The organism is Nocardia aobensis NBRC 100429 (assembly GCF_000308375.1).
GTDB classification, from domain to species: Bacteria; Actinomycetota; Actinomycetes; order Mycobacteriales; family Mycobacteriaceae; genus Nocardia; species Nocardia aobensis.
Genome location: NZ_BAFQ01000044.1, coordinates 42,496 through 51,636 on the forward strand (window position 1 = coordinate 42,496; position 9,141 = coordinate 51,636).

The 9,141-nt window shown below is 66.4% G+C and carries 8 protein-coding genes; all 8 read left to right on the top strand.

What is annotated here, in order from left to right; translation table 11 throughout:
* Nucleotides 1-465 precede the first annotated feature (465 nt).
* The 8 genes from rho to atpB all read left to right on the top strand — a co-directional run bounded on the left by rho (nt 466) and on the right by atpB (nt 9,066).
* Nucleotides 466-2,421 carry a transcription termination factor Rho gene (gene rho / locus RJ03_RS05820; protein WP_051024362.1) on the top strand — a complete coding sequence of 652 codons (1,956 nt, stop codon included), beginning with the start codon at nt 466-468 and terminating at the stop codon, nt 2,419-2,421.
* Nucleotides 2,422-3,274: 853 nt separating this feature from the next.
* Complete coding sequence (gene rpmE, locus RJ03_RS05825) at nt 3,275-3,520, top strand: 50S ribosomal protein L31 (RefSeq protein ID WP_036498540.1); 246 nt, start codon at nt 3,275-3,277, stop codon at nt 3,518-3,520.
* 91 nt (nt 3,521-3,611) lie between these two features.
* The gene (gene prfA, locus RJ03_RS05830; protein ID WP_036498560.1) at nt 3,612-4,694 is read left to right on the top strand and encodes a peptide chain release factor 1; all 1,083 of its coding nucleotides are present in this window, start codon (nt 3,612-3,614) and stop codon (nt 4,692-4,694) included.
* A gap of 35 nt (nt 4,695-4,729) precedes the next feature.
* A complete protein-coding gene (prmC, locus tag RJ03_RS05835) occupies nt 4,730-5,596 on the top strand; it encodes a peptide chain release factor N(5)-glutamine methyltransferase (RefSeq protein WP_086007197.1) in 867 nt (288 codons plus the stop codon).
* 72 nt (nt 5,597-5,668) lie between these two features.
* Nucleotides 5,669-6,334, top strand: a complete 666-nt coding sequence (locus RJ03_RS05840) for an L-threonylcarbamoyladenylate synthase (RefSeq protein WP_036498542.1) — start codon at nt 5,669-5,671, stop codon at nt 6,332-6,334.
* A gap of 11 nt (nt 6,335-6,345) precedes the next feature.
* The gene (locus RJ03_RS05845; RefSeq protein ID WP_030518282.1) at nt 6,346-7,497 is read left to right on the top strand and encodes an MraY family glycosyltransferase; all 1,152 of its coding nucleotides are present in this window, start codon (nt 6,346-6,348) and stop codon (nt 7,495-7,497) included.
* A 22-nt stretch (nt 7,498-7,519) separates the two neighbouring features.
* Complete coding sequence (locus tag RJ03_RS05850) at nt 7,520-7,972, top strand: Cg1360 family ATP-synthase-associated protein (RefSeq protein ID WP_030518281.1); 453 nt, start codon at nt 7,520-7,522, stop codon at nt 7,970-7,972.
* 272 nt (nt 7,973-8,244) lie between these two features.
* Nucleotides 8,245-9,066: a F0F1 ATP synthase subunit A gene (gene atpB / locus RJ03_RS05855; RefSeq protein WP_223273948.1), complete on the top strand. Its 822-nt coding sequence runs from the start codon at nt 8,245-8,247 to the stop codon at nt 9,064-9,066.
* Nucleotides 9,067-9,141 lie beyond the last annotated feature (75 nt).

Here is a 9,141-nt window from a genome sequence, read left to right on the forward strand (position 1 = left end):
GCCTTGCTGACGTGGTCGGACAGAGCTATCCTGAGCACGTCCGTACATCGTGCGCGTCAGACGCCGGTGCTTCATCAGGGCAATCGCTCCAGCAGGCTCCTTGCTCAAGCTCGGTGGCTCGGGGGCTCGAATCACTCGGGACTTCGACCTCGACGTCGGGGACAGCGACTGGAATGATCACTCCCACTCAATGAACCGGTGGCCGTGACCAGGTGGGTGATTCCATCGGTCCGGCGGGGCAGGCGATACGGCATCCGAGCTCGGCACAGTGATCGGGCTTCGGGACGAACCCTCGAATATGCACACGGCAATCGAGGGAAGGAAAGGATCTCCGTGACAGATACGGACCTGCTCGCGACACCCGGGGTGGACACTGCAAATCCCTCGGACGGCCGCGAAAGTGACTCCGGACAGATTTCGAAGATGAGCGAACACACCGACGTCGCACGATCGGGGCTGACTGGAATGTTGTTGCCGCAGTTGCGTGCGCTTGCCGGAGAGCTCGGTATCCGAGGCACATCCGGAATGCGTAAGGGCGATCTCATCGCCGCCATCAAGGAAAACCAGGCCTCCTCCGGCAAGTCCGCGCGTGGTGGCCGGGGCGATGCGAAATCCGCCGAAGCGGACGCGGGCGCCGAGCCCGCCGCGAAGTCCGCGTCGAATGTCGCGACCGAATCCGGTGCCGCGGCGAAGGCCGAGTCCCCTCAGACCTCCGAGAACACCACCGAGTCCGCCGGTAAGGGACGCGCCCGGAACGATGCGTCGAAGGGCACCCGCAACGGTGCCGCGCGTGGTCAGCAGCAGACTCTCGACGGCGTCGGCACCGAGAACGCGTCCGCCAAGGCGGAAACCGCGGAATCGGCTGCGCGCCCGGCCGATTCGGGTGACGAGTCCGGCCGTGACGGTGGCCAGCGCGGCCGCGGCCGCCAGCGTCGTGGCCGCGACCAGCGTGGTGAGGGCGGCGACAACCGCGGCGAGAACCGCGGTGGCGAGGCTCGCGCCGAGACCAAGACCGAACCGAAGGCCGAAGGCAGCGACGCCAAGTCGGATCAGGAGTCGGGCGATCGTCGCCGCGACCGCAACCAGTCCGGCGGCCAGAACCAGTCCGGCCAGAACGGCGCCGCCCGCGGTGGCGATCGTGGCCGCGACCAGCGTGGTGAGGACGACGAGGAAGGTGGGCGCGGGCGCCGCGGCCGCCGATTCCGGGAGCGCCGTCGCGGCGGACGTGACCGTGAGGGCGGGGAGGGCGGCCGCGAGGTCGAGATCCGCGAGGACGATGTCCTGCAGCCGGTCGCCGGCATCCTCGATGTGCTCGACAACTACGCGTTCGTGCGCACCTCGGGCTACCTGGCCGGCCAGAACGACGTCTACGTGTCGATGAACCTGGTGCGCAAGAACGGCCTGCGCCGTGGTGACGCGATCACCGGTGCGGTGCGTGCTCCGCGCGAGGGCGAACAGGGCAATCAGCGCCAGAAGTTCGATCCGCTGGTGCGGCTGGACACGGTCAACGGCTCGGATGTCGAATCCGCCCGCCGCCGGCCGGAATTCAACAAGCTCACCCCGCTGTACCCGAACCAGCGGCTGCGGCTCGAGACCACGCCGAACAAGCTCACGACCCGCGTGATCGACCTGATCATGCCGATCGGTAAGGGCCAGCGCGCGCTGATCGTGTCGCCGCCGAAGGCGGGTAAGACCACGATCCTGCAGGACATCGCGAACGCGATCGCCACCAACAACCCGGAGTGCTACCTGATGGTGGTGCTGGTGGACGAGCGTCCCGAAGAGGTCACCGATATGCAGCGTTCGGTGCGCGGCGAGGTGATCGCCTCGACGTTCGACCGTCCGCCGAGCGATCACACCTCGGTCGCCGAACTCGCCATCGAGCGGGCCAAGCGCCTGGTCGAGATGGGGCAGGACGTCGTCGTGCTGCTCGACTCGATCACCCGGCTGGGTCGTGCGTACAACAACTCCTCGCCGGCCTCGGGTCGCATCCTGTCCGGTGGTGTGGATTCCACCGCGCTGTACCCGCCCAAGCGGTTCCTCGGCGCGGCCCGCAACATCGAGAACGGCGGTTCGCTGACCATCATCGCCACCGCCATGGTGGAGACCGGTTCCACGGGTGACACGGTGATCTTCGAGGAGTTCAAGGGCACCGGTAACGCCGAGCTCAAGCTCGATCGCAAGATCGCCGAGCGGCGCGTGTTCCCGGCCGTCGACATCAACCCGTCCAGCACCCGCCACGACGAGCTGCTGATGTCGCCCGACGAGATGGCGGTCATCCACAAGCTGCGCCGGGTGCTCTCGGGCCTCGATTCGCAGCAGGCGATCGACCTGCTCATCGACCGTTTGAAGAAGTCGAAGAGCAACGTCGAATTCCTGATGACGGTCTCGAAGACCGCACCGGGCGCCTTGGACGAATAGGCGACGAGCAGTACGTCCGCCCGGCGCGCACCCGCAGGTGCCGCTCGGCCCGCGATAATGCGGCCCCGCTTCGGCGGGGCCGCATTGCTGTCTGCGGGAGAGGTGTACGCCGATGCCCGCGCCGTCTGCCGGGGCGGGGCGGAGTAGGGGAGTAGAACAGCAGGCCGATGACCGCGGCACCGGCGATCAGCCCGAGCAGAATCAGTGCGGTGGCACCGGTGATGGATCCGGTGGAGACCGAGGTCGCGGCGAATTCGTAGGGCCGATCCGGTCCGGTGGGGGTCACGACGGCGGCCCGGGGCGGGGTACCGGAGGCCGTGAGCCACCCGGCGAGGACGAGGACCGCCAGGGCGGCCAATGTCGTCGCGGCGCCGATTTCCTTGGTATGTCCCTTTCCCGGCAACAGGCGGATGGTGCGGTCTCCGAGGTGGGTATGTCCGGCGTCCGGGGCTCGAGATCTCCTGCTCGTCCCCCGTGCGGTGGGGAAATTCACTGCTGTCCCTCGGATCGTCGGTTCGATTGCCATGGGTCTACTTCCTGCAACGAATCTACGAACAAAGGTGTTCATATTCCCGAGTAGCCGACTACTCGTTTCAGCGTGGCTCGAGAACCGCGAAGACGCGTGCCGCTACTTCCTTGGGGTCTGCCGCTGTCCGGGGTGGCCGATGCCGGAACAAATGCGGTACGGGGTGCGTTGTGAGTGCGTATCGGCGGTTCTGGCATACTGGACCGTCGGTGCGTCTGCGATCGGCAGACCATCCCGCCTAGTCGGTTCCGGTTCACGTCCATCACGGCAGCACGGCAGATACCGCCGTGCGCGCGGGCGACCCGGGGCCAGATCGAGAGGACACCCATGAAGGCAGGAATTCACCCGGCATACGTGCCGACCACCGTTGTCTGCGGTTGCGGCAACACCTTCCAGACTCACAGCACCAAGGAGTCGGGCCACATCACCGTCGAGGTCTGCTCGCAGTGCCACCCGTTCTACACGGGCAAGCAGAAGATCCTCGACACCGGCGGCCGCGTCGCCCGCTTCGAGGCCCGCTACGGCAAGCGCGCCAAGAAGGCCGAGCAGTCCGAGAGTTCGGAAGCCCAGTAGCTACCCCGCCAACGCCCGTCCTGCCCAGCGCAGGCCGGGCGTTGGTGCGTTTACAGGTGTTCGCACGCTCCCCACGGAAGGCATGACCGCCATGGCCGACAAGATCACGGCCCCCTCCGCCATCGACGACATCCTCGCCGAACACGCCGGCCTGGAGACACAGCTGTCGGATCCGGCGTTGCACAACAACCCGGGGGAGGCCCGTCGCGTCGGTAAGCGGTTCGCCGAATTGGCGCCGATCATGTCGACCTACACCAAACTCAGCGCGGCGCGCGACGATCTGGCCGCCGCCCGGGAGCTGGCCGCCGACGACGCGTCCTTCGCGGCCGAGGTCCCCGGGCTCGAACAGCAGGTCGAGGAGCTGTCGAAGGCGCTGACCGATCTACTGGCCCCGCGCGACCCGCACGACAGCGACGATGTCGTACTCGAGGTGAAGTCGGGGGAGGGCGGCGAGGAGTCGGCCCTGTTCGCCTCCGATCTGGCCCGCATGTACATCCGCTACGCCGAACGGCACGGCTGGAAGGTCGAGGTCCTCGACGCCAACGTGTCCGACCTGGGCGGATACAAGGAGGCGACGCTCTCGATCAAGAGCCGCGAGCCCAGCCGCGACGGCGTCTGGTCCCGGCTGAAGTTCGAGGGTGGGGTTCATCGCGTGCAGCGCGTGCCGGTCACCGAATCGCAGGGCCGCATCCACACCTCCGCGGCCGGCGTGCTGATCTATCCCGAACCCGACGAGGTCGAACAGGTCCAGATCGACGAATCCGATCTGCGCATCGACGTCTACCGTTCCTCCGGTAAGGGCGGCCAGGGCGTCAACACCACCGACTCCGCGGTCCGGATCACCCATTTGCCGACCGGCATCGTCGTGACCTGCCAGAACGAGCGTTCGCAGCTGCAGAACAAGATCCGCGCGATGCAGGTGCTCTCGGCGCGGTTGCAGAGCCTGGCCGAGGAACAGGCCGAGGCCGACGCCGCCGCCGGACGTGCGTCGCAGATCCGCACGGTCGACCGCTCGGAGCGCATCCGCACCTACAACTTCCCCGAGAACCGCATCACCGACCACCGCATCGGCTTCAAGGCCCACAATCTGGACTCGGTGCTGGACGGAGAACTGGACGCGCTGCTGGACGCTCTCGGCGAAGCCGACCGCGCCGCCCGGCTCGCGGCGGAATGATGCAGGAGGCCCCCGGCGCGGCGGGTCAGCACCGAATGCCGCTAGGTCCCGCGATCATCGACGCCGCGCGCACGCTCGCGGCGGCGGGGGTGCACAGCCCGCAGATCGACGCGGAATTTCTGGCCGCCTTCGTCCTCGAAGTCGAGCGATCGCGGCTGGCCCTTGTTCCGATGGTCACCCCGGAACAACTCGAACGGTTCCTCAAACTGGTGGCGCGCCGGGCCGAGCGGGTACCGCTCCAGCATCTGACCGGCGCCGCGTCGATGGGTGAGGTGGACCTCGAGGTGGGCCCGGGCGTGTTCGTCCCGCGGCCGGAGACCGAGCTGATCTTCGCGTGGGCGCTGGCCCGGCTCGAGGCGGCCGGCCACGAGCACCCGCCGATCGTGGTCGACCTGTGCACCGGATCGGGAGCCCTGGCCCTGGCGATCGCCAATGCCCGTCCCGACGCCGAGGTCCACGCCGTCGAAATCGACCCCACCGCAAGGCAATGGGCGCAGCGCAACGCCGAACGCCAAGCCGCGCAAGGAGATACGCCGATCGTTCTGCATGCCGGCGATGTCACCGACACCCAGGTACTGGCCGAGCTCAACGGCCGGGTCGACGTCGTCGTCGCGAATCCGCCCTACATCCCGTCGGACGCACGGCTGGATCCCGAAGTGGCCGAACACGATCCGCATCTCGCCCTGTTCGGCGGCCCCGACGGACTCGGGGTGATCGCCCCCATGGTCGCCACCATCGCGCGGCTGCTGCGCTCCGAGGGCGTGGCCGCCGTCGAACACGACGATTCGCACGGCCCGCAGGTCGCGGAGCTGTTCGCCGGAGACGGCCGGTTCTGCGACATCGTCGAACACCCGGATCTGGCCGGCCGGCCGCGCTTCGTCGCCGCCCGCCGCGTGCGCTGACCCTCGCGATTGCCGAGAATTTGCGCGAAGCCGGGCAACGTGCCGAGAGACACATTCAATAGACTCACCGCCGTGAGTACCGTCTACGACTGCTCCGATCCCGATTCTCGTGCCGCCGGATTGACCGCCGCGCGGACCACCTTGAAATCCGGACGGCTGGCCGTCATCCCCACCGATACGGTCTACGGAATCGCCGCGGACGCGTTCGATTCCACGGCCGTGGCCGGCCTGCTGGCGGCCAAGCGGCGCGGGCGCGACATGCCCGTGCCGGTGCTGGTCGGTTCATGGAACACCATCGACGGACTCGTCTTCTCCGTGCAGCCGCAGGCACGCGACCTGATCCGTGCCTTCTGGCCGGGCGGGCTGAGCCTGGTCGTGCAGCAGGCGCCCTCGCTGGCCTGGGATCTCGGCGACGCCCGCGGCACGGTGATGCTGCGCATGCCGCTGCACCCGATCGCGCTGGAACTGCTGCGCGAGGTCGGCCCGATGGCCGTGTCGAGCGCGAACGTCTCCGGGCAGCCGCCCGCCACGACGGTCACCGAGGCGCGCCACCAGCTGGGCAACCAGGTGGGCGTGTATCTGGACGGCGGCCCGGCCGAACACGGCGTGCCCTCCACGATCGTGGATCTGACCGGCGACCGTCCGCGGGTGCTGCGGGCCGGCGCGGTGACCGTCGCCCAGGTCGCCGAGGTGCTGGGTATGGCGCCGGACGAACTGTCGCCCGAGACCACCCGCTGACGGCCCGGTAGATGGTTTTCAGTCAGGGTGCGGTCGTCCCGCTGCGCGAGCTGCTTCTGGTGCTGCTCGTGTCCGCGGTGGTGACGATGTTGTCCACCGGCGGAATTCGGGTGCTGGCCATCGGTTTCGGCGCCATCGCGGTGCCCCGCGATCGTGATGTGCATCTCGAGCCGATTCCGCGCATGGGCGGCGTCGGCATCTATCTGGGTGTGCTGGCCGCAGTGCTGTTCGCCCATCAGCTGCCGGCGCTGCGCCGCGGCTTCGACTATCCGCGCGATATTCCGGCCGTGCTGGTCGCGGGCACCCTGATCGTCCTGGTCGGCATCGTCGACGACCGCTGGGGCCTGGACGCGCTGACGAAGTTCGTGGGCCAGATCTCGGCCGCCGGGGCGATGGCCGTGATGGGCCTGAGCTGGGTGGCCATCTACAACCCGTTCAGCAACACCACGGTCGTGCTCGACCAGTTGCAGGGCTGGGTGGTGACGGTGGCCATCACCGTCACCATGATCAACGCGATGAACTTCGTGGACGGTCTCGACGGGCTCGCGGCCGGGCTGGGGCTGATCGCGGCCGCCGCCGTCTTCGTGTTCACCGTCGGTTTGCTCTATCAGCAGGGCGGTGCGACCGACGGCTATCCACCGGCCCTGCTGGCCGCCGCGCTGGCGGGTGGATGTCTGGGATTTCTGCCACATAATTTCCACCCGGCGCGAATATTCATGGGCGATTCCGGATCGATGTTGATCGGTCTGATGCTCGCCGCGGTCTCCACCGGCGCATCCGGCCGAATTCCGCTCACCGGATACGGGCCGCGCGACATCGTGGGTCTGCTGTCACCGCTGTTGCTGGTGGGAGCGGTGATGTTCATTCCGGTATTGGATCTGGTGCTGGCAATCGTGCGCCGCGTGCGCGCGGGTGTGAGTTTCTCCACTCCCGACAAAATGCATTTGCATCACCGTCTGTTGCAGATCGGCCATTCGCATCGGCGCGTGGTGTTGTTGATCTATCTGTGGGTCGGCGTGCTCGCATTCGCGGCCGTGGGAACCTCTTTGATGGATCGCCGGGTGGTGGTTCTGCTGTTCGCGGCCGGTTTGGTTTTCGCGTTGGTTGTGACGGCCGTCCCATCGTTGCGTGAAGTGGTCGGGCTCCGCGGTCGCCGCAAGTAAGGAACGGGTAAAGTGGCTCGACGTGAGCACGGCACCCGAATTGCACCCCGACGCGCCACTACGAGCAGCGCTGCGTTACGGCATCGCCGGATTGTGCGTGCTGGTGGTGGTTTCGGTCGTCGCCGGCTCGATCGTCGCGGGCTGGGCCGGTTTCTGGGGCGCGCTCATCGGATCCGCGATCGGTGGTTTCTTCATTCTCACCACGGCCGCTCTCGTGCTGTTCAGCGCGAAATTGGATTCCGGCATTCAGGGCATGGTGATGCTGGCGAGCTGGATCGGCAAAATTCTGGTCGTGATGATCGTGGTCGCGATCTTGCACCAGTTCGATTTCTACAGCCCCGGCACCCTTTTCCTGACCGTCGTGGGGGCGTTGCTGATTGTTCTCGGAGCCGAGACGTACGGACTTCTGCGCCAACGTGTTCCGGTGATCGACCCACCGGCGGGCTCCGCCGACCAAGATCGTTCGAACGTGTGAACAAGACCCCCTACACGTTGTCGTAGATAGCTTGGTAAACTCTTTACCGTAAGCATCCGAACCAACGGGGCCGACCGCATCGTCGCCGGTGCGAGAGGTTATGCTTACTGCCGTGCCGGTCCTTCGGTGAGAAGTTCCGGCCCTGCACCGTCGACGATGTCGCCGACGTACAGACGCCACTGCGGGTCTCCCCGCGCAGCTGCTGACGAACTTCGAGCCGACCTGAGTCGACCACCTGATCGTCAATGTCCGATCGAACCGCGAGATGGAACATGTCTCGTGGCCGAACACGGGAGAGAATGCTGAGCGTCACCACTCTGGCGGGCGAGTTCCACGCGCCTTCGCTACAAGACTTCTTCCCTGATGCGCTGCTGTTCGGGGGGACACCTTTCGAGATCGACCGATTGATGATGGTTCGCCTCATCATGGTGGCGGTATTGGTTGCGGTGATGTTGCTCGCATTCCGCAGTCCCCGCCTCGTTCCCCGCGGTCTGCAGAACGTCGCGGAGATCGGCCTGCTGTTCGTTCGTGAGCAGATCTGCGATGAAGTGCTGGGCAAGAAGACCGGCCGCAGGTTTTTCCCGCTGATCGCCACGATCTTCTTCACGGTGCTGTTCCTGAACTTCTCCAGCGTCATACCGCTGTTGAACATTTCCTCGAACGCGCGTGTCGGAATGCCGATCGTGCTGGCGGCCATCGCCTACATCACGTTCAACTACGTCGGTATCCGCAAGTACGGATTCTGGCGGTACATGCGCTCGTCCGTCGTGGTGCCGAATGTTCCGGTCGCGCTGCACGTGCTGCTGATTCCGATCGAGTTCGTCTCGACCTTCATCCTGCGTCCGTTCACGCTGACCGTCCGACTCATGGCCAACATGCTGTCCGGTCACATCATGCTGGTGCTGTTCTTCAGTGCCACCCAGTTCTTCCTCTTCGACGCCGCTTCGTGGATGAAGATCTTCTCGCCGTTCTCCTTGCTCGCGGGATTCGGATTCACCCTTTTCGAACTTCTGGTGATCTTCCTGCAGGCCTACGTGTTCGCGCTGTTGACGGCTGTGTACATCAGCCTCGCCGAGCACGCCGACTCGCACTGACCGCACGACCGCACAAGAACTGCCCCACCTGCCGCCGGGCGGGTGGGCAACAGAAAGGGAAAGAAATCTCATGAG

Excerpts from the sequence above, each read along its gene's own strand:
- rho (WP_051024362.1), top strand. The coding sequence starts at position 466 with ATGTTGTTGCCGCAGTTGCGTGCGCTTGCCGGAGAGCTCGGTATCCGA.
- rpmE (WP_036498540.1), top strand. The coding sequence starts at position 3,275 with ATGAAGGCAGGAATTCACCCGGCATACGTGCCGACCACCGTTGTCTGC.
- prfA (WP_036498560.1), top strand. The coding sequence starts at position 3,612 with ATGGCCGACAAGATCACGGCCCCCTCCGCCATCGACGACATCCTCGCC.
- prmC (WP_086007197.1), top strand. The coding sequence starts at position 4,730 with ATGCCGCTAGGTCCCGCGATCATCGACGCCGCGCGCACGCTCGCGGCG.
- RJ03_RS05845 (WP_030518282.1), top strand. The coding sequence starts at position 6,346 with ATGGTTTTCAGTCAGGGTGCGGTCGTCCCGCTGCGCGAGCTGCTTCTG.
- atpB (WP_223273948.1), top strand. The coding sequence starts at position 8,245 with ATGTCTCGTGGCCGAACACGGGAGAGAATGCTGAGCGTCACCACTCTG.